The organism is Micromonospora sp. NBRC 107095 (assembly GCF_030269705.1).
Taxonomy (GTDB): Bacteria; Actinomycetota; Actinomycetes; order Mycobacteriales; family Micromonosporaceae; genus Micromonospora; species Micromonospora parva.
Genome location: NZ_BSTU01000009.1, coordinates 18124 through 42360, shown reverse-complemented (window position 1 = coordinate 42360; position 24237 = coordinate 18124). Strand labels below are relative to the sequence as shown.

Below are 24237 nucleotides of genomic sequence, written 5' to 3'. Positions count from 1 at the left end.
CCGGGCAGCCAAAACGACGACGCGTAGTGTGTGGGTCGGTATGCGGACCCTCGCGGTCCCGACCGATCCGATCTCCCCGTGCCCGATGCCGGAAGGTGGCAATCCGTGAGCATGATCACCGAGCGCCCCGCGAGCAACCCGGCCGGGCAACATCCGGCGCGGGCGGCCGAGGGCACGGTGGCCCGGCGGGACGTACGCGCGGTCATCTCGGCGTACGTGACGCTCACCAAGCCTCGGATCGTCGAGTTGCTGCTGGTCACCACCATCCCGGCGATGATGCTCGCCGAGGGCGGGCTGCCGTCGCTGTGGCTGATGGCCGTCGTCCTGATCGGCGGCTCGCTCGCCGCCGGCGCGGCCAGCGTGCTCAACTGCTACATCGACCGTGACATCGACCAGTTGATGCGGCGTACCAAGCGTCGGCCGCTGCCGGCGCACACCGTCTCACCGCGAAGCGCGTTGATCTTCGGTCTGGTGTTGGCGGCGGTGTCGGTCGCCCTGATGGCGGCGTTCACCAATCTGCTGGCCGCCGCGCTGACCCTCGCCGCGATCGCCTACTACGACCTCGTCTACACCCTGTGGCTCAAGCGCTCCACCCCGGCGAACACCTTCTGGGGCGGCGCCTGCGGTGCGGCCCCGGTGCTGATCGGGTGGGCGGCGGTGACGGGCTCGTTGGCGCCGGCCGCGTGGGGGCTGTTCGCTGTGGTCTTCTTCTGGCAGATGCCGCACTTCTACCCGCTCGCCATGAAGTACAAGGACGACTACGCCCGGGCCGGCATCCCGATGCTGCCGGTGGTGGCCTCGGTCCGCCGGGTGAACGCCGAGATCCTGATCTTCGCGTGGCTCACCGTGCTCACCTCCCTGGCCGTCTGGCCGCTGGGGCTCAGCGCGATCTACGGAGTGCCGACCCTGGTGGTGGGTGCCATCTTCGTGGTCGAGGCGCACAAGCTCTGCCGGCGTGCGACGCGCGGCGAGGCGGTCAAGCCGATGCGGCTGTTCCACTGGTCGACGACGTACCTGACGATCGTCTTCGTGGCCGTCGCGCTCGACGCGCTGATCTGACCCCGTCCGTACCCCCGCCCGGTCGGCGCGTGGCGGCGATGATCCACTGACTAATCATGAACGTGGATGAGTTGTCCGCTTTTAACGTCACATCAGAGTAACTTTCAGCATGAGCCAGGTCGGCTCAACTCAGGGCGATTCAGGGACGTTTTGCCCGCCTGGTTTGAGCGCAAAAGTCCTGATATAAACGGACAGCAAACCTGTGGTCGTGCTTAAACCTGTAGGTAATTGGCATCACAAAAGGTTCATGGTTCTCGCGCGACCGGGTGCAACTCTGCTTAGGCTTCGCGTCATGGCAGATGGTTCCGATACGACGCTGACGGCCGAGCAGACCGCCGGCGAGCAGGCGCCCCACGGCCTGGTCGCGGGCCTCAAGGCGTTCGCCGCCGGGCACGGCGGCGCGAAGGCGGTCATCGAGTACGTCGGCAAGCGTGGCGCGCGGATCGTCCTGGTGGGTTCCGACGGCGAGTGGGGCGACCAGTTCGCCGACGACACCGTCACCGCCCGGGAGGCGTGCGCCAAGGCGGGAGTCACCGTCGAGAACGCCTGGGAGCGTGAGCTGATGGACCAGATGCGTCCGAGCAACGACCTCTGGCGGTCTATGGCCCGCCGCACGATGTCCCGCTGAATAGACAGTTGAATTGACCACATATCACCAGTCGGCCCGGGGGGAACCCCGGGTCGCTCTCGTCACCTGTTCCGAGCTGGCCGACCTTGACCCGGACGACCGGCTCGTCCTCGACCCGCTCGCCGCCCGCGGCGTCGCCGCCCAACCCGTCGTCTGGGACGACCCCGACGTCGACTGGTCGTCATACGACCTGGTCGTGCTCCGCTCACCCTGGGACTACGCGTTGCGCCGCGACGAGTTCGTGTCCTGGGCGGCAGGCGTCGCGGCGCTGGTCAACCCGGCCGACGTGGTCCGCTGGAACACCGACAAGCGCTACCTCGGCGAGTTGAGCGCCGCCGGGGTGCCGACAGTGCCGACGACCTGGATCGAGCCGGGGGAGAGCTGGCAACCACCCGCCGAGACCGGCGAGTACGTGCTCAAGCCCGCCGTCAGCGCCGGCAGTCAGGACACGGGCCGCTACGACCTGGCCGACCCGGAACACCGGGAGTTGGCCGCCGCGCATGTTCGCCGGCTCTCCGACGCCGGCCGGGTGACCATGGTCCAGCCGTACCTGCGTGCCGTCGACACCGAGGGCGAGACGGCACTGCTCTTCCTGGCCGGTCCGGAAGGGCTCGCGTTCAGCCACGCGATCCGTAAGGGTCCGATGCTGACCGGGCCGGATCTCGGTCCGGACGGGCTCTACAAGGCCGAGGAGATCACCGCCCGCACCGCCCGACCCGACCAGCTGGCAGTGGCCGAGCAGACCCTCGCGGCGGTGCCCGGTGGCACCCGGCAGTTGCTCTACGCGCGGGTCGACCTGATCCCCGGCCCGGACGGCAAGCCGGTCCTGGTCGAGCTGGAGCTGACCGAACCGTCGCTCTTCATCGGGTACGCCGACGGCGCCCCCGACCGGCTCGCCACCGCGATCACCACCCACCTGACCCGCACCGCCTGAACCCTCGCCCACCACGAGCCGCACGCACAGCAGCCGTTCGCCACGCTGTGCGTGCGGACGGGGTGTGCCGTGCCGGAGCCGCCCTTTGCTCTGCACCCGCCGATGCGCCACGTGTGCACGCACCACCGATCCCAAGCATCCCCAGCGCCCACCAAGAGCGCCCACGCACAGGCCCCAAACTCGACGCATGGGCCGCGTGCTCCACGCACTCCATGCGTGACCGCGCACTTCACGCACGGGCCGGGTACTCCAGGCAGGGGCCGCGCACTTCACGCGCAGCGGTCGCGCACTTCACCTAAGGCCGTGCACATCGCGCACGGGCCGCCGACCCGACGCGCAGGCGGCGCGCATTCTGCGGCTGCGGAGACGTCCGGCCTGCAAGATCGCGCAACTTCCTGGTTGTAGTGGTGTCGGCGCGTCGGCGAGGCCACTACATCCTGGTTCGAGCGAGATCTTGGCGGCTGGCGATGTCCGAACCCCCGCGCCGTGGGTCGGTCGGGGTGCCTGCCCGCCAAGATCCGCGCAATATCGGGGATGTTGCTGTCTCCCGCGTCTCGGAGGCCGCAACATCGGGGAAGTTGCTCGGATCTTGGGCCGGGGCCGGGGCCGGGGCCGGGGCCGGGTCCGGAGGGCCGGAGCCGGGGGGCCGGGTCCGGGGGGGCCGGAGCCGGGGGGCCGGGTCCGGGGGGCCGGGGCCGGGGCGCGGAACCGACGGCGCGGGCGGCGGGTGGGGCGGCGCGGGCCCTGCAGACAGAGGCGCGAGGCGGCGCGGGACGCTTACACGGAAGTGCGGGACCGGGGACCAGACGGCGCGGGCGGCGGGAGAGGCGGCGCGGGGCTCCGGACCCGGAAGTGTGAGCTGGCGCTGCACACGGAGGCGCGGGGCGGCCAGGTGATCTGGCGGCCAGGTCGTCAGGCGGTGGCCGGTACCGGGGCGGCGGTGGCCTCGTCGGCCGGGGTGGCCTGGGGTGTCGGGGTGACCGGCCGGCGTTCCCGGGTGGACCACTGCACCGCCAGGGTGGCCAGCAGCACCAGGCACGAGCCGAGCATGTGTGCGCCGACGAGGAGCGCCGGCACGTGGGTGAAGTACTGCACGAAACCGATCAGGCCCTGACTCAGCTCCACCACCAGCAGGATGACCGCGGTGCGGGTCGCCCGCTGCGCACCGACGGCGCGGAACGCGAAGATGAGCGCCACCGTGAGGCCGATGAGCAGGAAGACGGCGTCGGCGTGCACCTGGGAGATCGACTCCGGGTCCAGGCCGTTGCGGGCGGCGCCGTGGTCGCCGGCGTGCGGGCCGCTGCCGGTGACCCAGGTCCCGATGACCAGCACCGCGACGCTGACGCCGGTGGTGATCCGAGCGAGGGTGCGCAGCGGGGCGGGCACCACTGCCACGACCGGGCCGTCGGGGTCGACGATGCGCCGCCAGAGCGCGTACGCGGCGGCGATCACCGCCATTGAGGCGAGGAAGTGCAGCCCGACCACCCACGGGTTGAGGTTGGTCAGCACGGTGATGCCACCGATCACCGCCTGCGCGGGAATGCCGAGGAAGACGGCGACGGCCAGCGCGAGGAGCCCGGGCCGGCGTGGCCGGTGGACCAGCACCGCCAGCACGGTGGCCAGCGCGATGAGGCCCACCGCGAAGGTCAGCAGCCGGTTGCCGAACTCGATCACCCCGTAGATGCCCATCTCGGGGGTGGTGACGTACGAATCGTCGGTGCAGCGCGGCCAGGTGGGGCAGCCGAGACCCGAGGCGGTCAACCGGACGGCCCCGCCGGTGACGACGATGCCCACGTTCGCGATGATCGAGGCGAGCGCGAGGCGGCGCAGCAGGATGCCGGAGACCGGACGGACGATTCGGTTCACGGCGCAAATCCTACGCACCGTAGTGATCGAGGTCCGTCCGACTCCGGCAGCTCGGTGGTTGGGATCACCGGGGCCCGGGTTTGCGGCCCTCCGGGTAATTACGTAACGTTGGCGTTGTGAAAAACGTGGCGGCGCTCTCCGGGCACCAACCGACGGCCGTACCGGCCCTCGGTGCGCCCGTGTCCGCGCCCGCCGTGGGCACGTCGGCCGGCCTCGCCGGCCCGGCGGTGGCCGAGATCTCCACCCGGGATCGGGTCACCCGACTGCTGCTGGAACAGGGTGCCGCCACCGCCGCGCAGCTTGGCGCGGCGCTCGGGCTCAGCCCGGCGGCGATCCGCCGGCACCTGGACGCGATGCTCCTGGACGGTGACGTCTACGCCCGCGAGCAGACCGTGCAGGGCAGCCGTGGTCGGGGGCGCCCAGCCAAGGTGTTCCTGCTGACCGAGGCCGCTCGGGTCCGCTGTGGCACACACCACTACGACAACATGGCCACCGCCGCGTTGCGGTGGATCGCCCGCAGCGGCGGCTCGGACGCGGTCGAGGCGTTCGCCACCGAGCAGGTCTCCGCCCTCGAGTCCCGTTGTCGGACGGCCATGGAGGACGCCGGCGACGACCCTCTCGCCCGAGCCGAGGCACTCGCCGCAGCGCTCACCGCCGAGGGTTACGCTGCCAACGCGACCACGATCGCCTCCGGCGGCCAGCTCTGTCAGCACCACTGCCCGGTGGCGCACGTGGCCGCCGAGTTTCCTCAGCTGTGCGAGGCCGAGACCGCGGTCATCTCCCGTCTGGTCGGCACCCACGTGCAGCGTCTGGCCACCATCGCGCACGGCGACGGGGTGTGCACCACGCACATCCCGGCTCAGCCGGGCCGCGCTCAATCCGGTAATCCCGTCACCACTGTGAGGACAGATAGATGACCGAGCAGATCGTCCAGCCCCTGACCCAGGAAGAGCAGCTCGCCGCCCTGGGCCGGTACGAGTACGGCTGGTCCGACCCGGACGCCGCCGGCGCGGTCGCCCAGCGCGGCATCAACGAGGCGGTGGTGCGGGACATCTCGGCGAAGAAGAACGAGCCGGAGTGGATGCTCGACCTGCGGCTGAAGGGCCTGCGGCTGTTCGGCCGCAAGCCGATGCCGGCGTGGGGCGCGGACCTCACCGGGATCGACTTCGACAACATCAAGTACTTCGTGCGGTCCACCGAGAAGCAGGCCACCAGCTGGGAGGACCTGCCCGAGGACATCAAGAACACCTACGACCGGCTGGGCATCCCGGAGGCGGAGAAGCAGCGCCTGGTCGCCGGTGTCGCGGCGCAGTACGAGTCGGAGGTCGTCTACCACAAGATCCGTGAGGACCTTGAGGAGCAGGGCGTCCTCTTCCTGGACACCGACACCGCGCTGCGCGAGCACGAGGACGTCTTCAAGGAGTACTTCGGCACGGTGATCCCGGTCGGCGACAACAAGTTCGCCGCGCTGAACACCTCCGTGTGGTCCGGTGGCTCGTTCATCTACGTGCCGAAGGGCGTGCACGTGGAGATCCCGCTGCAGGCCTACTTCCGGATCAACACGGAGAACATGGGCCAGTTCGAGCGGACGCTGATCATCGTCGACGAGGGTGCGTACGTGCACTACGTCGAGGGCTGCACCGCGCCGCTGTACTCCTCCGACTCGCTGCACAGCGCGGTCGTGGAGATCATCGTCAAGAAGAACGCGCGCTGCCGCTACACGACCATCCAGAACTGGTCGAACAACGTCTACAACCTGGTCACCAAGCGCGCCGTCTGCCACGAGGGCGCGACCATGGAGTGGGTCGACGGCAACATCGGCTCCAAGGTGACCATGAAGTACCCGGCGGTCTACATGACCGGTGAGCACGCCAAGGGCGAGGTGCTCTCGGTGGCGATGGCCGGCGAGGGTCAGCACCAGGACGCCGGCGCCAAGATGGTGCACGCGGCCCCCCACACGAGCAGCACCATCGTGTCGAAGTCGATCGCCCGGGGCGGCGGCCGCACCTCGTACCGGGGCCTGGTGCAGGTGCTGGAGGGTTCGCACCACAGCCGGAGCACCGTCAAGTGCGACGCGTTGCTGGTCGACACCATCTCCCGTTCGGACACCTACCCGTACGTCGACATCCGCGAGGACGACGTGTCGATGGGGCACGAGGCGACCGTCTCCAAGATCAGCGACGACCAGCTCTTCTACCTGATGAGCCGGGGCCTGAGCGAGGACGAGGCGATGGCCATGATCGTGCGCGGGTTCATCGAGCCGATCGCCAAGGAGCTGCCGATGGAGTACGCCCTGGAGCTCAACCGTCTGATCGAGCTTCAGATGGAGGGCGCGGTCGGCTGACGCCGCCCGCCGTACCGAGCACCCTGCCACCGTCGTCGTAGAACAGACCAAGGAAGAAATGACTACCCAGGCTTCCGCGCCGCCGCCCAGCACCAAGTCGCAGGCGCTGCGCTCGTACGATGTCGCCGACTTCCCGGCCCTCACCGGCCTGGAGGAGGAGTGGCGCTTCACCCCACTCAAGCGCCTCCGCGGCCTGACGAGTGAGGTGCCGGCCACGACCGGCGCCGTCCGACACGAGTACGGCGACCTGCCCGAGGGTGTCGCCATCACCCGGGTCGGCCGGGACGACGAGCGGGTCGGCAGTGTGCTGACCCCGGTCGACCGGGTCAGCGCGCTGGCCTACGGTGCCGCCGCCGACGCCCTGCTGCTGCGGGTGGCCCCCGACGTGGTGCTCGGCGAGGCGGTGCGGCTGCGGGTGGTCGGCGAGGGTGTCGAGCAGCCGGTGTTCGGTCACACCTTCGTCGAGGTGGGCCGGTTCGCCGAAGCGACGGTGGTGCTGGAGCACGTCGGGTCGGCCACCCTCGCGGACAACGTCGAGGTCGCCGTGGCCGACGGGGCGAAGCTGACCCTGGTCACTGTCGCGGACTGGGCCGACGACGCGGTCCAGGCCCAGCACCTGAAGATCAAGCTGGGTCGGGACGCCAAGGTCATCCACATCCAGGTCACCCTCGGCGGCGACCTGGTCCGGCAGTTCACCAGCGTGGAGTACACCGGGCGGGGCGGCGAGGCCGAGCTGTACGGGGTCTACTTCGCCGACGCCGGCCAGCACCTGGAGCACCGGCAGTTGGTCGACCACAACGTGCCGGACTGCCGCAGTTACGTCGGCTACCGGGGCGCCCTGCAGGGCGAGAGCGCGCACACCGTCTGGGTGGGCGACGTGCTCATCCAGGCCGAGGCGACCGGCACCGACACGTACGAGATCAACCGGAACCTGCTGCTCACCGACGGCGCGCGGGCGGATTCCGTACCCAATCTGGAGATCGAGACCGGCGAGATCGCCGGTGCCGGCCACGCCAGCGCGACCGGCCGCTTCGACGACGAGCAGCTGTTCTACCTGATGGCCCGGGGGATTCCGGAGGGTGAGGCCCGCCGGCTGGTGGTCCGTGGCTTCTTCGCCGAGCTGATCAACAAGATTCCGGTGGAGTCGCTGCGCGAGCAGCTCGGCGACGCGATCGAGGCCCGGCTCACCAAGGCCGGCGCCTGATGATCCGGATCTGCTCGACCGAGGACGTGCCGAAGGGCACCGCGATCAGCGCGGACGTCGACGGCACGCCCATCGCGCTCGTGCACGGCGAGGACGGGGAGTTCTACGCCGCGTACGACGAGTGCTCGCACGCCGCGGTCGCCCTCTCCGAGGGCGAGGTCGACGGCTGCACGCTGGAGTGCTGGCTGCACGGCTCCCGTTTCGACCTGCGCACCGGCGAGCCGACCGGCCTGCCCGCCACCGAACCCGTCCCCGTCTATCCCGTCGAAGTCCGCGACGGAGACATCTACCTCAGCCTGACGCCGAGTAATGGAGTGACCCGATAATGAGCACCCTGGAGATCCGCGACCTGAAGGTGTCGGTCAAGCTGCCCGAGGGTGAGCTCAAGCCGATCCTGGCCGGCGTCGACCTGACCGTGAAGTCGGGCGAGACCCACGCGATCATGGGCCCGAACGGCTCCGGCAAGTCCACCCTGGCGTACTCGATCGCCGGTCACCCCAAGTACGAGATCACCGGCGGCACGGTGACCCTCGACGGCGAGGACGTGCTGGCCATGACGGTCGACGAGCGCGCCCGCGCCGGCCTCTTCCTGGCCATGCAGTACCCGGTCGAGGTTCCCGGCGTCTCGGTGGCGAACTTCCTGCGGACCGCGAAGACCGCCATCGACGGTGAGGCGCCGAAGCTGCGCACCTGGGGCGGCGAGCTGCGCGGCGCGATGGAGCGCCTCCAGATGGACCCGGCGTTCGCCCAGCGCAACGTCAACGAGGGCTTTTCCGGTGGTGAGAAGAAGCGGCACGAGATCGTCCAACTGGAGCTGCTCAAGCCGAAGATCGCGATCCTCGACGAGACCGACTCCGGTCTCGACGTGGACGCGCTGCGCGTGGTCAGCGAGGGCGTCAACCGGGTCCGCGACACCGGTGACACCGGCGTGCTGCTGATCACCCACTACACCCGGATCCTGCGCTACATCAAGCCGGACTTCGTGCACGTCTTCGTGGCCGGCCGGATCGTCGAGCAGGGCGGCCCGGAGCTGGCCGAGAAGCTTGAGGCCGAGGGCTACGAGCGGTACGCCGCCGGGGCCGGCACGGCCAAGGCCTGAGCGGGAGAGGCGCTGCCGAGATGACCAGCATCGCGATCCCGTCGGGGATGCCGCAGTACGACGACGCGCCGCGTTTCGACGTGGCCCGGGTGCGCGCCGACTTCCCGATCCTGGACCGGGAGATCAACGGGCATCCGCTGGTCTATCTCGACAGCGCCAACACCTCGCACAAACCCCGGCAGGTGCTCGACGTGCTCGGGGAGCACTACGCGCTGCACAACGCCAACGTGTCGCGCTCGGTGCACACCCTGGGCACCGAGGCCACCGAGGCGTACGAGGGGGCGCGGGCGAAGATCGCCGCGTTCATCAACGCGCCGAGCGCCGACGAGGTGGTGTTCACCAAGAACTCCACCGAGGCGATCAACATCGTGGCGTACGCCTTCTCGAACGCCTCGCTGCGTCCGGACGCCGACCCCCGGTTCCGGCTCGGTCCGGGCGACGAGGTGGTGATCTCCGAGATGGAGCACCACTCGAACATCGTCCCGTGGCAGCTGCTCTGCGAGCGCACCGGCGCGACCCTGCGCTGGTTCCCGGTCACCGACCAGGGGCGGCTGGACGAGTCGGGCCTGGAGGATCTGGTCACCGAACGGACGAAGATCGTCTCGCTGGTGCACATGTCCAACATCCTCGGCACCGTCAACGCCACCTCCCGGATCACCGCGCGGGTCCGTGAGGTGGGTGCGCTGCTGCTGCTGGACTGCTCGCAGTCGGTGCCGCACCTGCCCATCGACGTGGTCGACCTGGACGCCGACTACATCGTCTTCACCGGGCACAAGATGTGCGGCCCGACCGGCATCGGCGTGCTCTGGGGTCGCGGTGAGCTGCTGGCGGCCATGCCGCCGGTCTTCGGCGGCGGCTCGATGATCGAGACGGTCACCATGGCCCGCTCCACGTTCGCCGCGCCACCGGCCCGTTTCGAGGCGGGCACCCCGCCGATCGCCGAGGCGGTCGCCCTCGGTGCGGCGGTCGACTACCTGACCGGCATCGGGATGCGGGCCATCCAGTGGCACGAGAAGGAGCTGACGGCGTACGCGCTGGACGCGCTCGGCTCGGTGCCGGACCTGCGGATCTTCGGCCCGACCGTGCCAGTGGGCCGGGGCGGCACCATCTCGTTCGCGCTCGGTGACGTGCACCCGCACGACGTGGGTCAGGTGCTCGACTCGCTCGGCGTGCAGGTGCGGGTGGGCCACCACTGTGCCAAGCCGGTGTGCAGCCGGTTCGGCGTCCCGGCGATGACCCGGGCCTCGTTCTACCTCTACACCACCACCGAGGAGATCGACGCTCTGGTGGCCGGTCTGGAGCAGGTGCGGAAGGTGTTCGACTGATGCAGCTCGACCAGCTCTACCAGGAGATCATCCTGGACCACTACAAGCACCCGCACGGGCGGGGCCTGCGCGACGCCGACGACCCGGGCGACCGGGTCGCGGAAGCGCACCACGTCAACCCCACCTGCGGCGACGAGGTCACCATCCGGGTGGCCACCGACGGCACCGTGCTGCACGACATCTCGTACGACGGGATGGGCTGCTCGATCAGCCAGGCGTCGGCGAGCGTGCTGCACGAGTTGCTGCGCGGTCGGGGCGCCGGGGAAGCTTTCGAGGTGCACGAGGCGTTCGTGGAGTTGATGTCCGGACGTGGCCAGGTCACGCCGGACGAGGACGTGCTCGGTGACGGGGTGGCTTTCGCGGGCGTGGCCCGCTACCCGGCCCGGGTCAAGTGCGCGCTACTGCCGTGGATGGCGTTCAAGGACGCCGCGGCCCGCGCCGGTGTGGGCGTGAGCCCGGAGGTGAAGGCGTGACCGTGCGTCAGCGAGCGAATGACACAGTGGTGCCTGCTGGCATCACGAAGCGATGCGGAGGGACGGCATGAGCGAGAACACCGCTACCGAGGCGACGCCGGAGGCCGGTGACACCAGCGTGGTGCCGCAGACCGACGCCGCGACGACCGATGGCGGCGCTGACGCCGCTGCCCCTGCGGGCGGCGGCGTCAGCAAGGCCATGCTCGCCGACATCGAGGAGGCGATGAAGGATGTCGTCGACCCGGAGCTCGGCATCAACGTGGTCGACCTGGGCCTGGTGTACGGCGTACACGTCGACGACGAGAACGTCGCCACCCTGGACATGACGCTCACCTCGGCGGCCTGCCCGCTGACCGACGTCATCGAGGACCAGACCCGGCAGGCGTTGACCACCGGCCCCGGCGGTGGCCTGGTCAACGACATCCGGATCAACTGGGTGTGGCTCCCGCCGTGGGGCCCGGACAAGATCACTGACGAGGGTCGGGACCAGCTCCGTTCCCTCGGTTTCAACGTCTGACCCGAACCACTTCGTCGAGCGCGGCACCCGTCCGGGTGCCGCGCTCGATCATTCATGTAGCGGCCTCTCTGCGTTGTCGAGCCACTACATCCTGGTTCGAGCAGATCTTGGCGGGGCGGGGCGGGGGGAAACTCGGTGGCGGGGGCGCGGGTTCGGCGCGCAGGATGCGCTTGTGATTGAGGCGTACCCGAAGCAGGTTCCTGTCCGTGCGGCCACTGCCGTGCGTCGACAGCGGCCGCTCCGGGGACGAGCCTCGACCCGCCACCGACCGCGGTGACCGGGGCGTTCCTCGCCGGCCTGGTCGCCGGCTACGGCGTCGCCATCCCGGTCGGCGCAATCGCGATTCTCATCCTGGGGCTCAGTGCCCGTACCTCGTTCCGGGTCGGTGCGGCTGCGGCGCTCGCCGTGGCGACGGCCGACGGGCTCTACGCGGCCGTCGCCGTGCTCGGCGGCGCTGGCCTGGCCGATGTCATCGCGCCCGTCGCCGGGTCGCTGCGGGTGGTCGCCGCCGTGGTTCTGTTGGGGCTCGCCGGGCACGGCCTCTGGCGGACGTGGTCCACGCACCGCTCGCGGCGGCCACCGGCGGAACGCGCCGGTCGGGGCATGGGCACTCCGGGGCGGGCCTACGCGGCGCTGCTCGGCCTGACCCTGCTGAACCCGATGACGGTGCTCTACTTCACCGCGCTGGTGCTCGGTCGCCGGGACACGGCCGAATCGGGCGTGGTCCCCATGGCGCTCTTCGTGGCCGGGGTGTTCCTGGCGTCGGCGAGCTGGCAACTGGTCATCGCCAGCGGTGGCACGGTGGTCGGCCGGGCGCTGACCGGGCCGCGTGGCCGGCTGGTCACCGGCCTGGTCTCCAGCGCGCTCATCGCCGCGTTGGCGGTGGCCGCGCTACTGCCCGGCTGAACGGTCACCCGGCCGGACCGGGCTACGCCGGGCCCTCCCGTGTCGTGCTGGGCCCTGCCGTGCCGGATCGGGCCGTGCGGGTGCGGGTTGTCGTGCTGCGCTGGGCCGTGCCGTGCCGCTGCGCCGTGCCGTGCCGTGCCGCCGGGCCGTGCCGTGCCGGGCCGCGCTGGGCCGTGCCGTGCCGCGCTGTCGGGCCGGGAGCCCGCCCGGGGGTCCGGGCAGGCTCGCGGTGCCGTACGGTCGGGCGGTGACCAGTCGACCCGCAGCCGGCGGAGGCCGGTGGGTCGAGGTCGATCCGGCCCGCGTCGGCCGCTGGGTCGAGGGCTTCGCCGACCGGCACGGCCCGCCCACCACCAGCACACAGGAGTACGGCCTGCTGCTCGCCGCCCCGGACGGGGCGACCGCCGAGCTGTACGCCCCACCGGGCGCGCCGGCCGCCGCGGATGTGGCCGGGTTCGTGGCCTCCGCCGTCACGCCACGCCGGATCGGGCTGCTGCTGGCCCGCAAGGGTGCGGTGGCGATCGGGGTGGCCGAGGGTGCCGACCTCGTCACCTCCAAGGTGGACACCCGGTACGTGCAGGGGCGCACCGCCGCGGGGGGATGGTCACAGCACCGGTTCGCCCGCCGGCGCGACAACCAGGCGAAGGCCGCGCTGGGCGACGCGGCGGACCTGGCCGTACGGCTGCTGTTGCCGGCGGCGGCGACGCTCACCGCGCTGGTCTGTGGTGGTGACCGCAGGGCCGTGGACGGGGTGCTCGTCGATCGGCGGTTGGCCCCGCTCGTGCCGTTGCGGGCGGAGCGGTTGCTCGATGTGCCGGAGCCCCGGCACGCGGTGCTGCTCGCGGCGGTGGGCGCGGCCCGCGCGGTCCGGATCCGGTTGCGCGATCCCGACTGACCTCGGCCTCCGCCGACCAGGTCGCAGGGGAGACGACCGCCACGCAAAACGGGGTTCCCGGCGCGCTGCCCGGCTGGCGGCCGGAGGATGGGCGCGTGGAGTTTCTGGTTGACATGGTGACGACGGTGCCGCCCGGAACGTCGGACGACGGGGTCGCTGAGATGCGCGCGCGGGAGGCGGCGCGCTCGGCCGAGCTGACGGCGCAGGGCAGTCTCCTGCGGCTGTGGCGGCCACCGCTGGCGCCGGGGGAGTGGCGTACGTGGGGGCTGTTCCGGGCCGACGACGCCGACGAGTTGGAGGCGGTCCTCGCGTCGATGCCGCTGCGTGCGTGGCGGCGCGAGACCGTGACGCCGTTGACGCCGCACCCGAACGACCCGGGTCAACCGCCGCGCTGAGCCTGGCGGGGCTCGCCCCGTGGTTGGGCGAGCACGACAGGCACGTTTCGGGGCACGTCGCCAACAGGGGAGATCATCATGTCCGAGGTCCAGATTCTGCGTACCGTCCTCGACCGCTGGAAGTCGGCTGTCGACGCCCACGAGCCCGATCGGGTCGCGGCGTGCTTCACCGACGACGCGATCTTCCAGGGGTTGCAGCCGTACTCGGTCGGTCGTGCCGGCGTCGCCGCGTACTACGCCGGCCAGCCGCTCGGCCTGACCGCCGCGTACGACGTCCGGGAGATCCGCCGTCTCGCCGACGACGTGGTCCTCGGCTACCTGGAGGTGGAGTTCGGCTTCACCGACCGGCCGGCCCTGACCGTCAACCTCGGTGTGCTGCTGCGGCGGGTAGGCGACGACTGGCTCATCGGCCACTACCAGGTGTCGCGGCTCACCTGAGCGGGAAGCGCCGTCGGCGACAGCGTCCGGTGCCCCAAACAGATCGTGGCAGGCCCGCCGGTGGGGGCCTGCCACGATCTCGGAACTGGTCAGAGCTGGTCGGTGCCGAAGGTGTCGCAGCTCTTCGGGTCGCCGCGGTCGTAGCCCTGCGTGAACCAGCGCTTGCGCTGCTCGGACGTGCCGTGGGTGAACTGGTCGGGGTTGACCCGCCCGCCGGAGCGCTCCTGGATGCTGTCGTCGCCGATCGCCTCGGCGGCCTGCACGGCCTCGCTGATGTCGGACTGGGTGATGGACGTGAACAGCGGCTCCTGGCCGGTCTTGTCCTTGCTCTCGGTGGCGTGCTTGGCCCAGGCGCCGGCGTAGCAGTCGGCCTGCAGCTCCAGCCGGACGGAGGCGGAGCGGGGGCCGCTCTGGTCGCCCTGGCCGGCCTTCGCGTTGGTGCCGAGCAGGTTCTGGATGTGGTGTCCGTACTCGTGCGCGAGCACGTAGGGCTGGGCGAACTCGCCCTTGGCGCCGAACCGGGAGGCCAGCTCGTCGTAGAAACTCAGGTCGATGTACACCTGCTTGTCGGCGGGGCAGTAGAACGGGCCGACGCCCGAGTCGGCCTGCCCGCAGCCGGTGTTCACGGCGTCCTGGAAGAAGTTGGTGTCGGTCGGCTCGTACTTCCCGTTGCCCACCTCCGGGTACGCCTTCTGCCAGTAGGCCTGGATGCTGTTGACGTAGAGCGCGTTGCGGCAGCGCGCGTCGTCGAGGCGCTGCGGGTTGTCGCGCGAGCAGAGCTGCTCCAGGTCGGTGCCGCCGGCCTGACCGCCCTCGTCGCCGTTGGTCATGGCGTTGAGGCCGAAGCCGCCGCCGAGCAGCGCGACGAGCACTGCCACCACGATGCCGATGATGCCGCCGCGACCACCGCCGCCGGGGATCGGGATGCCGAAGCCGCCGCCGGATCCGCCACCCCGGCCGACGTCGTTGACCTGGGAGGTGTCGATTTCGGCCCGCTCGTTGAGTTCCATGGTGACCCCGATCGCCGTATGCCGGTGAATGTCTTTTGTGTGTCGTTTCGTCCATCAAGTGCCGGACGGGGTCCGGACAGGCGTTCCCGTACCCGATGATCTTGATCGGTAATCCGGGCGGGCCGCCCGGCGGCGCCCGGTACACTTGTCGGGTGCTGCGCTGCGAAGGCTGAACCGCCCCGCGCCGTCGGGCCCCTCGAGCCCGCCGGCCGTTTCGCGTGCCCCGAGTCAGCCTTCCGAACCCCGAGAGCGAGCCCGCGAATATGATCACTGCCACCGGCCTGGAACTGCGCGCCGGTTCCCGGATCCTGCTGTCCGACACCACGCTGCGGGTGCAGCCCGGTGACCGGATCGGCCTGGTCGGTCGTAACGGTGCCGGCAAGACCACCACGCTGAAGGTGCTCGCCGGTGAGGGGCAGCCGTACGGCGGCCAGATCGACCAGCGCAGCGCCATCGGCTACCTGCCACAGGACCCGCGTACGGGTGACCTGGAGGTCACCGGCCGGGACCGGGTGCTGTCCGCCCGTGGTCTGGACGTGCTGATGGCGCAGATGAAGGAGATCGAGGAGCAGCTCGCCGAGAACGCCGACGAGAAGCTGGTCCGCCGCTACGGCGCGCTGGAGGACCAGTTCGCCGCCCTGGGCGGGTACGCGGCCGAGGCCGAGGCCGCCCGGATCTGCGCCAACCTCGGCCTACCCGACCGGGCGCTCGCGCAGACCATCGGCACCCTCTCCGGTGGTCAGCGGCGGCGCATCGAGCTGGCCCGGATCCTGTTCCGCGACGCCGGTGAGAACGGCGGCGGCATCCTGCTGCTCGACGAGCCCACCAACCACCTCGACGCCGACTCGATCACCTGGTTGCGGGGCTTCCTCGCCAACCACAAGGGCGGCCTGATCGTGATCTCCCACGACGGTGCGCTGCTGGAGTCGGTGGTCAACAAGGTCTGGTTCCTCGACGCCACCCGGTCGGTCATCGACGTGTACAACCTGGGCTGGAAGGCGTACCTGGAGGCCCGCGAGACCGACGAGCGGCGGCGGCGTCGGGAGCGGGCCAACGCGGAGAAGAAGGCCGGCGCCCTGATGGCGCAGGCCGACAAGATGCGGGCCAAGGCCACCAAGACCGTGGCCGCGCAGAACATGGCCCGTCGTGCCGAGAAGCTCATCTCCGGCCTGGAGGAGGTGCGGGTCGCCGACCGGGTGGCCAAGGTGCGCTTCCCCAGCCCCGCGCCGTGCGGCAAGACCCCGCTCACCGCGACCGGCCTGTCCAAGTCGTACGGGTCGCTGGAGATCTTCACCGACGTCAACGTGGCGGTGGACCGCGGCTCCCGGGTGGCCATCCTCGGGCTCAACGGTGCCGGCAAGACGACCCTGCTGCGGATGCTCGGCGGGCTGCTCACCCCGGACACCGGCGAGGTGCACGCGGGGCACGGCCTGCGGTTGGGCTACTACGCCCAGGAGCACGAGACGCTGGACGTGGAGCGGACGGTGCTGGAGAACATGCGCGCCGCCGCCGTCGAGCAGTCCGACACCGATCTGCGCAAGATCCTCGGCGCGTTCCTCTTCTCCGGTGACGACGTGAACAAGCCGGCCGGTGTGCTCTCCGGTGGCGAGAAGACCCGGCTGGCGCTGTCCACCCTGGTCTGTTCCGGCGCCAACGTGCTCCTTCTCGACGAGCCGACGAACAACCTCGACCCGGTCAGCCGGGAGCAGGTGCTCGACGCCATCGCCAACTACCCCGGCGCGATCGTCCTGGTCACCCACGACCCGGGTGCGGTGCTGGCGCTCAAGCCCGACCGGGCCATCCTGCTGCCCGACGGCGACGAGGACGCCTGGAGCGACGACCTGCTCGAACTGGTCGAGCTGGCCTGATCGAGGCAGCTCGACCTGCGCTCGACCTCGACGTGCGCTCGACGTCAGCCTGCGCTCGGCCTCGGCGCTGCGCTCAGCCGAGCAGGTCGAGCAGTCGGCCCGAGCACGCCGGAGCTGCGGGTCGTCGGCAGCCGCCAGCGTCCAGCGGTGGTACGCCCGGACGGCACGGCGGGCCGGATCGCCAGGATCACTCTATCGGGAAGCTGACATTGCATAGCGTGTCGGTTGGCGAAGAGTTGATATCTGGCGCATGATCGTCCGAGGCGGTCTAATAGGTGGGACCGTATCCGAACCGCACAGTCTGGGACGTGAGGACACAGCATGGCAGCCACTGGCACAGCCACCAGCACTGAGAAGGGTCGCCGGATCGTCGGAGCCGAGCGTCAGACGCTCGCCAAGGACCTGGTAAAGCGGTACACCTCGGGGGAGAGCATCCGCGCGTTGGCGGCCTCGACCGGCCGTTCCTACGGGTTCATCCACCGAGTGCTCACCGAGTCCGGCGTGCAGCTGCGTCAGCGCGGTGGTGCCCGGCGCCGCAAGAAGGCGTGACCCGCCCCCCAGCGTCGTCCATCAGCGCCGCGCCCCGGGACGTCCGGTGACCGCCGAGGCGACCGGGGTTCGGCTGACCTGCGACGGGCCGGTCGCCACGGTGACGTTGTGCCGGCCCGACGTGCTCAACGCCCAGACGCCCGCGATGTGGCGAGCGATGAGCGACTTTTCCCGTGACCTGCCCGGCGATGTCCGGGTGGTGGTGGTCCGGGGTGAGGGTCGGGCGTTCTCGGCCGGCCTCGATCTCGCGGTGGCGGGTGCCTCCGGTCCGGGGTCGTTCGCCGAGTTGGCCACGCTGTCCGAGCAGGAGTGCGCCGAGCGCATCGCGGAGTTCCAGGCCGGTTTCACCTGGCTGCACCGGCCGGACGTGATCTCCGTCGCGGCCGTGCAGGGTCATGCCATCGGCGCCGGCTTCCAGCTCGCGCTCGCGTGTGACCTGCGGGTGCTCTCCGCTGACGCGAAGCTTTCGATGGCCGAGGTGACCCTTGGCCTGGTGCCCGACCTGGCCGGCACGAAGCGCCTCGTCGAGCTGATCGGCTACGCGCGGGCGTTGGAGATCTGTGCGACCGGTCGCCGGCTGGACGCCGCCGAGGCGGACCGGATCGGCCTGGCCACCCTGGTCGTGCCGCCGGCTGAGCTGGACGGCGCGGTGCGGGACCTGACCGCCGGCCTGCTCTCCGGAGCCCGCGACGCGGTGGTGGAGATCAAGGCGTTGCTCGCCGGCGCGGCCGGGCGGTCGCACGCCGACCAGCAGCGCGCCGAGCGGGAGGCGCAGACCCGTCGGCTGCGTGACCTCGCCGGCACTGGAGAATAGGTAAGGACCGCACGGGAAGATCCGGGTTACGGCTGGGGTTGTCACACTCGTCGGGAGAATTGACCTGACGGTGCGGTCTGCCCGGCAACCCGGAGGTGAGCGATGTCCAACCCGATGTCCGGCGGCGGCATGGCCGGGTGGAGCATGCTCCGGTCGATGCGCAACAGCGACGAGGTCTCCACCCACCGCCTCAAGCGGGGGGTGGCCCGACGCATCGTGGCCTTCGCGCGTCCCTATCGGCGGGACATCGTCATCTTCCTGGTCACCGTGGTGCTGGCCGCCGTCATCGGCGTGGCCACACCGGTGCTCGCCGGCGACGTCATCAACGCGATCAACCAGGGCGGCGACGAGGCCGGCCGACTCGTGGTGCGGCTGGCCCTGTTCATCGCCGCGCTGGCGGTCGCCGACGCACTGCTCTCACTGGCCCAACGGTGGTATTCCGCCCGGATCGGCGAGGGCATCATCTTCAACCTGCGCACCCGGGTCTACGACCACGTGCAGCGGATGCCGTTGCAGTTCTTCACCCGTACCCAGACCGGGGCGCTGGTCAGCAGGCTCAACAACGACGTGCTCGGCGCCCAGCGGGCGTTCACCTCGACGTTGTCCGGCGTGGTCAGCAACGTCATCCAGCTGGTGCTCACCGCGGCGGTGATGTTCACGCTCTCCTGGCAGATCACCGCGCTCTCGCTGGTGCTGCTCCCCATCTTCATCATTCCGGCCCGCCGGGTCGGTCGGCGGCTGGCCGAGATCACCCGGGAGTCGTACAACCTCGACGCCAAGATGAACGCGACCATGACCGAACGGTTCGGGGTGGCCGGCGCGCTGCTGGTGAAGCTCTTCGGTCAGCCCGAGATCGAGGCCCGCCGGTTTGCCGACCGGGCCGAGCGGGTCCGTGACATCGGCATCCAGTCCGCCATGTACTCCCGCACCTTCTTCGTGGCGATGCTGCTGGTCGCCTCGCTGGCGCAGGCGCTGACCTACGGCCTCGGCGGCTGGCTCGCAGTGACCGGCGGTGTCAGTGCGGGCACCGTGGTGACCCTCGCGTTGCTGCTCACCCGCCTGTACGGTCCGCTCACCGCGCTCTCCAACGTCCGGGTGGACGTGATGAGCGCGCTGGTCTCCTTCGATCGGGTCTTCGAGGTGCTCGACCTCAAGCCGGGCATCGTGGAGAAGCCCGACGCCGTGGCGGTGCCGCGTGGCAGCGGCCGGGTCGACTTCCGCGACGTGCGGTTCCGCTACCCGAGCGCCGCCGAGATCTCCCTCGCCTCGCTGGAGGAGGTCGCCACCCTCGACCGGACGATCAACGAACCGGTGCTCAAGGGCGTCTCGTTCAGCGTCGAGCCGGGGCAGATGGTCGCGCTGGTCGGCCCGTCCGGGGCGGGCAAGTCGACGCTGTCGATGCTCATCTCCCGGATCTACGACGTCAGCGACGGGCAGGTGCTGGTCGGCGGGGTGGACGTGCGCGACGCGACGCTCGCCTCCCTGCGCGACGAGATCGGTGTGGTCACCCAGGATTCGCACCTGTTCCACGAGACGATCGCCGAGAACCTGCGCTACGCCAAGCCGGACGCCACCGACGACGAGATCTGGGCCGCGCTGGCCGGAGCGCAGGTCGCCGACCTGGTCCGGTCGCTGCCCGACGGGCTGGACACCACTGTGGGGGAGCGCGGCTACCGGTTCTCCGGCGGCGAGAAGCAGCGCATCGCCATTGCCCGACTGCTGCTCAAGGCCCCGTCGATCGTGATCCTCGACGAGGCGACCGCACACCTGGATTCGGAGAGCGAGGCGGCGGTGCAGCGTGCGCTGTCGGTGGCGCTGACCGGGCGGACCGCCCTGGTGATCGCGCACCGGCTCTCCACCGTGCGCGACGCCGACCAGATCCTCGTTCTCGATGGCGGGCGGATCGTCGAGCGGGGGCGACACGACGAACTGGTGGCCGTCGGCGGGCTCTACGCCGAGCTGTACCGGACCCAGTTCGCTGTCGCCGACTCGCCCAGCCCGTTCGTCGACGCGACCGGCCCCGAGCCGGTGGTCATGCCACTGGGCACGTACGTCGCCGACGAGGCCCTGCCGCCCGCCGCCGCCAACTGACGCCTGCCGGCTTTGATCGACACGGGTTCCTGGAAGTCGGGGTGTCCTGGTCGCGTTGACCGCCCGACTTCCTGAAAACCGAGTCGATCAAGGGACGGGTACCTCGGTCGCCGCCCGTAACTCGGCGAACGCCAGGCCCAGGGTGACCGGGGTGAAGTGGGCGTTCAGGCCGCTCGGGTTGGGCAGCACCCACAGCCGCGCCCCGGCCAACGACTCCGGTTGCGGCCCGAAGGTGGCCTTGGGCCGTTGGAAACCGATCCGGTACGCGGTCACCCCCACCACCGCCACCCAACGCGGCCGGTACCGGGCCACCTTGTCGGTCAGGATCGCCGCGCCGTCGAGGAGTTCCTCGGTGCTCAGCTCGTCGGCGCGGGCGCTGGCCCGGGCGGCCATGTTGGTGATGCCGAGCCCGAGCGCGGGCAGCTCGTTCTGTTCGCTGGGGTGCAGCAGTCGGGGAGTGAACCCGCCCCGGTGCAGGGCGGGCCAGAACCGGTTGCCGGGCCGGGCGAAGTGCCAGCCGGTGGCAGCCGACCAGAGGCCGGGGTTGATGCCGACGAAGAGCACCGCCAGCCCTGGCCCGAGGACGTCGGGGATGGTCCGGTCAGTGGCCGCCGCCAGCTCCGCCCGGGTCGGCCGGGTCGTCCCGGCCGGCAGGTCGCTCTGGGTCGGTCGGGTCGTCCCGGCCGCCAGGTCGCTCTGGGTCGGCCGGGTCGTCCCGGCCGCCAGGTCGGCCCGGGAGAGCCGGGCCTTGTCGGGGGTCACAGCCCGCGTAGCGCGCCGCCGTCGACCGGCACTGTGATCCCGGTGAGGTAGCTCGCGGCGGGGGAGAGCGCGAACGCGGCCACCCGACCGAACTCGGCAGGGTCGCCGATGCGGCGCAGCGGGATGCCGGCCTCCGCCTCGGCGCGGGCCCGCTCCGGGTCGCCGGTCGCTCCGAACAGCTCCCGGTTGCGATCGGTCATGATCCGGCCGGGCAACAGGCCGACCACGCGGACGCCGCGCGGGCCGTAGTCGTCGGCGATGTCCTTGGCGGCCCCGACCAGGCCGGGCCGCAGACCGTTGGAGATGCCGAGACCGGGCACCGGGCCACGCGCCGAGGTGGAGAGCACCAGCCCGATCGCGCCGCCCTCGGGCAGGGCGTTGGCGACGGTGCGTACGGCGCGGATGGTGCCCAGGAAGACCGTCTCGAAGGAGAGCCGCCACTGCTCGTCGGTGACCGCTGCGGCGTTGCCGGGCGGTGGCCCACCGACCGAGATCAGCGCGCCGTCGAGCCGGCCGAAATGCTGCTGGGCGGCGGCGACGAGCTGCCCCGGGGTCTCCGGGTCGGCCAGGTCGCCGGTCAGCCCGACGGCGTGCTCCGGGCCACCCAGCTGCTGTGCGGCGGCGGCCACGGCGTCCGCGTCCCGGGCCGAGAGGACCACCCGTGCACCGTCGGCGACCAGGCACTGCGCTGTCGCGTAACCCAGGCCGCGGGAGGCGCCGGTGAGGACGTACACGCGGTCGGTCAGTCCGAGATCCATAACGCCGATCCTGCCGCATCCGACACGCCGTCGCCAGCACGGGTGGGTACCCGTGGGGCGGGGCGCAGCAGGCGTACCCGGCCGGCGATCTGCACCGCGACGGCCCCGCCGGCGCGGCCCACCGCCGGCAACCGGCGCGGACGCGGCGCCCGCAGCCCGTCGTAGCGCAGGAGTGCCTCCCGGGCGGCCAGTTCCTCGGCGGCCGGCGGCGGCAGCGCACGTTCGGCGTGCAGCGCGCGGGCCAGGTCCCAGCCGTCGCGCAGCGACCCGGCGGTGGGTCGCCGCCCGGCCCAGCCGGCGAAGGTCGTCGTCCACCTGGCACCGAGGCTGGCAGCGAGCAACGGCCAGTGCCGGGCGACGGCACCGGCCCGCTTGCGCAGCAGGGCCGCGCGGGTGGCGGCCAGCGGGCCGGGCGCGAACCCCGGCGGGGGTGGCCCTCCGGCGACGAGCGCGGCGACCAGTTGGGCCTGCCGTTCGGCGAGCCCGGCGCGGGGCGTGGCTGCCGGGTCGCCGTGGGGCGCGCCGGTCATGTGACGGCCGGGAAGCCCGCGGCGGCGGCCAGGGCGTCCAGTTCGGCGCGGAGTTCAGCGGCCGGCGGGTAGTGGCCGTCGCGTTCCAGCAGCAGCGCCGGTGGCCGCTGCCGGGCGCAGAGCGCGCCGACCAGCTCCAGCACCGCTGGCGGAACCGGGTCGGTGTGGGTGTCGTGGTAGAAGCCGCCGTGCTCCGCGCCGCCGGCCACATGGGCGTACGCGATCCGCTCCAGCGGCAGACGGTCCAGCAACGCCAGCGGGTCGGTGTCCCGGTTACGAGCGTTGGCGTGCACGTTCGCCACGTCGAGCAGCAGCAGGGCGCCGGTCCGGTCGAGGATCTCGGTGAGGAAGTCCGCCTCGTTCAGCTCGTCGTCGGGCCAGTCGACCAACGCGGCGATCGGTTCCAGCGCGATGGGCACCGGCAGGTCGGCCTGGGCCCGCGCCACGTTGTCGCAGACCACGTCGACGGCTTCCCGGCTGCGCGGCAGCGGCAGCAGGTGCCCGGCCTCCAGACCGCCGGCCCTGACGAACGCGATGTGTTCGCTGACCAGCGGGGCGTCCAGGCGTTGCGCCACCGCGGCCAGGTGGGCGACCCGGGCCGGGTCGACCGGCTCGGCGCCGCCGAGGGAGAGCCGCACCCCGTGCGGTACGACAGTCACCCCGCGTTCCCGCAGCTGTGTCAGGCCGGGCGGGAGCGGCCCGGACGCGGGCACCCCCTCGGCCACCACTTCCACGAAGCGCAGGCCGGGCAGTTCGGCCACGAAGCCGGCGATCTCCGGACGCCAGCCGATGCCGACCCCCGACGGGCCGGTCATCCGCCGCACCCCCCGCCGCCGCACCCGCCGCCACCGCCGCAGGAGCTGCCACCGTCTCCACCGGAGCTGTCCCCGCCGCCGGAGGACCCGTCGGACCCGCCCGTCCAGCCACTGCCGGAGGCGGCCTGGCGCTGAATCTCGGCCTGTTCGGCGAAGCCCGGGTCGAGTGCCCAGAGCGAGGCGGTGCCGTACAGGGCGACGCCCATCGCCGCGCCGGCCGCCCCGTAGGTGGCGTAGGCGGGTGCGGAGGCGGGCGCGAGGTGGGTGTGCTCGCGGCGGACGGAACGCAGAGCCGATCGACCGGCCCGGGTGAGCATGGGCGCCCGGCGCAGCACCAGCGTGATGATCAGCAGCGGAACCAGTGTCAGCAGCAGGTAACCGACCGGGTGACCGTTGAACAGGCCGGAGACCAACCGGAGCACACCGAGGCCCAGTAGGGCGATCAGGATCGTGGCCCAGAAGCGGGCGCGGGCGCGCTGCCCGTCGTCGGTGAGCAGTCCGCGCTGCTCCAGGCCGTTGCGGATCTGGTGCAGCGCGGTGCGTACCCGCTCGTCCTGCGGGAGGTCACCGACCCGGACGTGCTGGTGGGCCGCCCAGTGGACGGCCTGATCCAGCGGGGTGAGCCCGGTCGGCGTGGACCCGATGGTGGTCAGCCGGCGGTCCGGTCGTACGCCGATCGCTCCGCTGGCGCGCAGCCCGCCGAGCGCGGCGTGTACGGCCAGCCGAGGCCCCCCGTTGAGGTACGCGACCTGCTGGGGCCCGAGGGGGTCGGCGGTCATGGCGCCGGTCGATCCGGCGGCGAGTCGGACCCGGTGGTACGCCGCGATCAGCACCACCACGATGGCCGCCGCGAGGTAGTACCGGAGGAAGGTCGGGCCGGAGATGCCCCAGGTGTCATCAGACGCGGCATGGAGGATCATCGACTGCTCCTGTCACCGGAGGGGATCGGCGGCCCCA

The 24237-nt window shown here is 71.4% G+C and carries 26 protein-coding genes; 19 read left to right on the top strand and 7 right to left on the bottom strand.

Going from position 1 to position 24237, the window contains the following annotated elements:
• Positions 1-105 precede the first annotated feature (105 nt).
• The 3 genes from QSK15_RS31800 (at position 106) to QSK15_RS31790 (ending at position 2621) form a co-directional block, all read left to right on the top strand.
• Positions 106-1059: a heme o synthase gene (locus tag QSK15_RS31800; protein ID WP_030337330.1), complete on the top strand. Its 954-nt coding sequence runs from the start codon at positions 106-108 to the stop codon at positions 1057-1059.
• Between the two features lie 292 nt (positions 1060-1351).
• Positions 1352-1687: a hypothetical protein gene (locus QSK15_RS31795; RefSeq protein ID WP_124816405.1), complete on the top strand. Its 336-nt coding sequence runs from the start codon at positions 1352-1354 to the stop codon at positions 1685-1687.
• Positions 1688-1700: 13 nt separating this feature from the next.
• Positions 1701-2621, top strand: coding sequence for an ATP-grasp domain-containing protein (locus tag QSK15_RS31790; RefSeq protein WP_285797729.1), 921 nt, complete (start codon positions 1701-1703; stop codon positions 2619-2621).
• A 912-nt stretch (positions 2622-3533) separates the two neighbouring features.
• Here QSK15_RS31790 and QSK15_RS31785 read toward each other — a convergent pair.
• Entirely contained in the window at positions 3534-4505 is a 972-nt protein-coding gene (locus tag QSK15_RS31785) for a COX15/CtaA family protein (protein ID WP_285797728.1), read from the bottom strand.
• Between the two features lie 98 nt (positions 4506-4603).
• On the opposite strand from QSK15_RS31785, the gene QSK15_RS31780 reads away from it, so the two are divergent.
• From QSK15_RS31780 to QSK15_RS31725, 12 genes are all read left to right on the top strand, one after another.
• On the top strand, positions 4604-5404 hold the full coding sequence (locus QSK15_RS31780; protein WP_502889662.1) for a helix-turn-helix transcriptional regulator: 801 nt from the start codon (positions 4604-4606) through the stop codon (positions 5402-5404).
• Positions 5401-6831: a Fe-S cluster assembly protein SufB gene (gene sufB / locus QSK15_RS31775; RefSeq protein WP_030337321.1), complete on the top strand. Its 1431-nt coding sequence runs from the start codon at positions 5401-5403 to the stop codon at positions 6829-6831. The genes QSK15_RS31780 and sufB overlap by 4 nt, the downstream gene beginning before the upstream one ends.
• A 58-nt stretch (positions 6832-6889) precedes the next feature.
• On the top strand, positions 6890-8035 hold the full coding sequence (gene sufD / locus QSK15_RS31770; protein ID WP_285797727.1) for a Fe-S cluster assembly protein SufD: 1146 nt from the start codon (positions 6890-6892) through the stop codon (positions 8033-8035).
• A complete protein-coding gene (locus QSK15_RS31765; protein ID WP_279518066.1) occupies positions 8035-8361 on the top strand; it encodes a non-heme iron oxygenase ferredoxin subunit in 327 nt (108 codons plus the stop codon). Before sufD ends, QSK15_RS31765 begins: the two co-directional genes overlap by 1 nt.
• The gene (gene sufC, locus QSK15_RS31760) at positions 8361-9134 is read left to right on the top strand and encodes a Fe-S cluster assembly ATPase SufC (RefSeq protein ID WP_285797726.1); all 774 of its coding nucleotides are present in this window, start codon (positions 8361-8363) and stop codon (positions 9132-9134) included. The genes QSK15_RS31765 and sufC overlap by 1 nt, the downstream gene beginning before the upstream one ends.
• Before the next feature lie 20 nt (positions 9135-9154).
• Positions 9155-10459: a cysteine desulfurase gene (locus QSK15_RS31755; RefSeq protein ID WP_285797725.1), complete on the top strand. Its 1305-nt coding sequence runs from the start codon at positions 9155-9157 to the stop codon at positions 10457-10459.
• Positions 10459-10932 carry a Fe-S cluster assembly sulfur transfer protein SufU gene (gene sufU / locus QSK15_RS31750; protein ID WP_285797724.1) on the top strand — a complete coding sequence of 158 codons (474 nt, stop codon included), beginning with the start codon at positions 10459-10461 and terminating at the stop codon, positions 10930-10932. The genes QSK15_RS31755 and sufU overlap by 1 nt, the downstream gene beginning before the upstream one ends.
• 67 nt (positions 10933-10999) lie before the next feature.
• Positions 11000-11449, top strand: coding sequence for a metal-sulfur cluster assembly factor (locus tag QSK15_RS31745; RefSeq protein ID WP_285797723.1), 450 nt, complete (start codon positions 11000-11002; stop codon positions 11447-11449).
• Between the two features lie 273 nt (positions 11450-11722).
• Positions 11723-12355 carry a LysE family transporter gene (locus QSK15_RS31740; protein WP_285797722.1) on the top strand — a complete coding sequence of 211 codons (633 nt, stop codon included), beginning with the start codon at positions 11723-11725 and terminating at the stop codon, positions 12353-12355.
• 247 nt (positions 12356-12602) lie between these two features.
• Positions 12603-13250 carry an acVLRF1 family peptidyl-tRNA hydrolase gene (locus QSK15_RS31735; protein ID WP_285797721.1) on the top strand — a complete coding sequence of 216 codons (648 nt, stop codon included), beginning with the start codon at positions 12603-12605 and terminating at the stop codon, positions 13248-13250.
• Between the two features lie 95 nt (positions 13251-13345).
• Positions 13346-13645 carry a muconolactone Delta-isomerase family protein gene (locus QSK15_RS31730; protein WP_030337308.1) on the top strand — a complete coding sequence of 100 codons (300 nt, stop codon included), beginning with the start codon at positions 13346-13348 and terminating at the stop codon, positions 13643-13645.
• 78 nt (positions 13646-13723) lie between these two features.
• Entirely contained in the window at positions 13724-14083 is a 360-nt protein-coding gene (locus tag QSK15_RS31725) for a YybH family protein (protein ID WP_285797720.1), read from the top strand.
• A gap of 89 nt (positions 14084-14172) precedes the next feature.
• Here QSK15_RS31725 and ypfJ read toward each other — a convergent pair whose 3' ends face one another.
• A complete protein-coding gene (gene ypfJ / locus QSK15_RS31720) occupies positions 14173-15093 on the bottom strand; it encodes a KPN_02809 family neutral zinc metallopeptidase (RefSeq protein WP_285797719.1) in 921 nt (306 codons plus the stop codon).
• 263 nt (positions 15094-15356) lie between these two features.
• Between ypfJ and QSK15_RS31715 the strand changes: the two genes are divergently transcribed.
• From QSK15_RS31715 to QSK15_RS31700, 4 genes are all read left to right on the top strand, one after another.
• Positions 15357-16961 carry an ABC-F family ATP-binding cassette domain-containing protein gene (locus tag QSK15_RS31715; RefSeq protein ID WP_285797718.1) on the top strand — a complete coding sequence of 535 codons (1605 nt, stop codon included), beginning with the start codon at positions 15357-15359 and terminating at the stop codon, positions 16959-16961.
• A gap of 321 nt (positions 16962-17282) precedes the next feature.
• Entirely contained in the window at positions 17283-17510 is a 228-nt protein-coding gene (locus tag QSK15_RS31710; RefSeq protein ID WP_007462679.1) for a helix-turn-helix domain-containing protein, read from the top strand.
• 46 nt (positions 17511-17556) lie between these two features.
• Positions 17557-18324 carry an enoyl-CoA hydratase/isomerase family protein gene (locus QSK15_RS31705; protein WP_285797717.1) on the top strand — a complete coding sequence of 256 codons (768 nt, stop codon included), beginning with the start codon at positions 17557-17559 and terminating at the stop codon, positions 18322-18324.
• 114 nt (positions 18325-18438) lie between these two features.
• Positions 18439-20415, top strand: a complete 1977-nt coding sequence (locus QSK15_RS31700) for an ABC transporter ATP-binding protein (protein ID WP_285797744.1) — start codon at positions 18439-18441, stop codon at positions 20413-20415.
• Between the two features lie 87 nt (positions 20416-20502).
• Here the strand turns inward: QSK15_RS31700 and mug are convergent, their stop codons facing one another.
• The 5 genes from mug to QSK15_RS31675 all read right to left on the bottom strand — a co-directional run bounded on the left by mug (position 20503) and on the right by QSK15_RS31675 (position 24200).
• On the bottom strand, positions 20503-21105 hold the full coding sequence (gene mug, locus QSK15_RS31695; RefSeq protein WP_285797743.1) for a G/U mismatch-specific DNA glycosylase: 603 nt from the start codon (positions 21103-21105) through the stop codon (positions 20503-20505).
• Between the two features lie 68 nt (positions 21106-21173).
• Entirely contained in the window at positions 21174-21935 is a 762-nt protein-coding gene (locus QSK15_RS31690; RefSeq protein WP_285797716.1) for an SDR family oxidoreductase, read from the bottom strand.
• Entirely contained in the window at positions 21920-22465 is a 546-nt protein-coding gene (locus QSK15_RS31685; RefSeq protein ID WP_285797715.1) for an SCO6045 C-terminal-like domain-containing protein, read from the bottom strand. Before QSK15_RS31685 ends, QSK15_RS31690 begins: the two co-directional genes overlap by 16 nt.
• Positions 22462-23280 carry an MbnB/TglH/ChrH family RiPP precursor modification enzyme gene (locus QSK15_RS31680; protein WP_285797714.1) on the bottom strand — a complete coding sequence of 273 codons (819 nt, stop codon included), beginning with the start codon at positions 23278-23280 and terminating at the stop codon, positions 22462-22464. Before QSK15_RS31680 ends, QSK15_RS31685 begins: the two co-directional genes overlap by 4 nt.
• A complete protein-coding gene (locus QSK15_RS31675; protein WP_285797713.1) occupies positions 23277-24200 on the bottom strand; it encodes a TIGR04222 domain-containing membrane protein in 924 nt (307 codons plus the stop codon). The genes QSK15_RS31680 and QSK15_RS31675 overlap by 4 nt, the downstream gene beginning before the upstream one ends.
• Positions 24201-24237 lie beyond the last annotated feature (37 nt).